The following is a 1,160-nucleotide window of genomic DNA, read 5'->3' on the forward strand; positions in this document are numbered from 1 at the left end:
CGTCCCGTCCAGAGGCTGGCTGAGCTGGGACGATGCGGCGGTGACGTCACCACTTGGGGGTCCTTTGGTCAACTTGACGTTCTCTTGACCCGTCGACTTTCCGGGTCGTGGGCGAGGAGTCTAAGCTACCGGCCTGTCGTGCAATATGACGTCCTGCACCAGGAGTTCGGGGGAGATGCGATGACGTTCGGCGGATTTGACGTGGATACGGCTGTGCTGCGACGGCAGGGCCAGAATTTCACCGACCTCGGAGGCGATTTCGCCAAGGCGTCCAAACAACTGGAGAGCGCTCTGGAAGGTCTCGGAGAGCCCTGGTCAGACGCTGATTTCGGAGATGTCTTCGGTGAGATCTACACGCCGATCCGGGACGGAATCCTCGCCTCGATGGACAGCCTCGCCGAACGACTCCAGCAGATCGGGCACACACTTCAGGACAACGCCCGCACGTACGACGCCTCCGATACGTCGAACAGCGGGCTGCTGAGCGGCATCGTCGGTCAACTCTGAGCCGGGCGGGGGTACTTCACATGTCGCTCACTCTGCCCGGCGAGCTCGTCTGGGTCCTGGACCTGCTCGGCTACAACTGGCCCGAGGCCGACGAGCAGGCGCTCCACCAGGTCGCCGAGACCTGGCGCGGCTTCGGCGCCCACCTCGAGAAGATCGAGGCGCAGGGCGAAGGCTTCGCCCGCACCGTCGTCGCCGCCAACGTCGGCTCCGCCATCGAGGGGTTCAGCAAGGACTGGGGCGCCTACACCGGCGCGAACGGCGAGGACAGGTACCTGCCCGACGCGAAACTCGCGTGCGAGGTGATCGCCCTCGCTTTCGACGCGGCCGCGATCGCGGTCCTCACCGCGAAGCTCTCCGTCATCGCCCAGCTCATTGCGCTGGCCATCGAGATCATCGCGGCGCAGGCCGCGGCGCCCTTCACCTTCGGGCTGTCCGAACTCGGGGCGATGGGCGCGACCCAGGCCACCCGTGTGATCGTCCGTGAGCTGCTCGACCGCCTCAAGAAAGAGGTCATGGAGGCGGTCACGAAGGCCATGGAGCACGCGACCGTGGACGCCCTGAAGAAGGTCGCCAAACGGGTCGTCAAGGATCAGGTCAAGCAGATCGTCCAGGAGAAGGTCGTCGACGCGGCCAAGGAGAAGGCCCGCGAGGCC

1 protein-coding gene and 1 pseudogene are annotated in these 1,160 nt (G+C 65.5%); both read left to right on the forward strand.

Annotation, left to right across the window (positions count from 1 at the left end):
• The first annotated feature begins 138 nt into the window (after positions 1 to 138).
• Positions 139 to 507, forward strand: coding sequence for a WXG100 family type VII secretion target (locus ACFY5C_RS41875; RefSeq protein ID WP_256959745.1), 369 nt, complete (start codon positions 139 to 141; stop codon positions 505 to 507).
• A 20-nt stretch (positions 508 to 527) separates the two neighbouring features.
• Positions 528 to 1,160: pseudogene (locus ACFY5C_RS41880) on the forward strand (PE-PGRS family protein); the annotation flags it as partial.

Origin of the sequence: Streptomyces sp. NPDC012935, from assembly GCF_042900345.1 — a bacterium.
Taxonomy (GTDB): Bacteria; Actinomycetota; Actinomycetes; order Streptomycetales; family Streptomycetaceae; genus Streptomyces.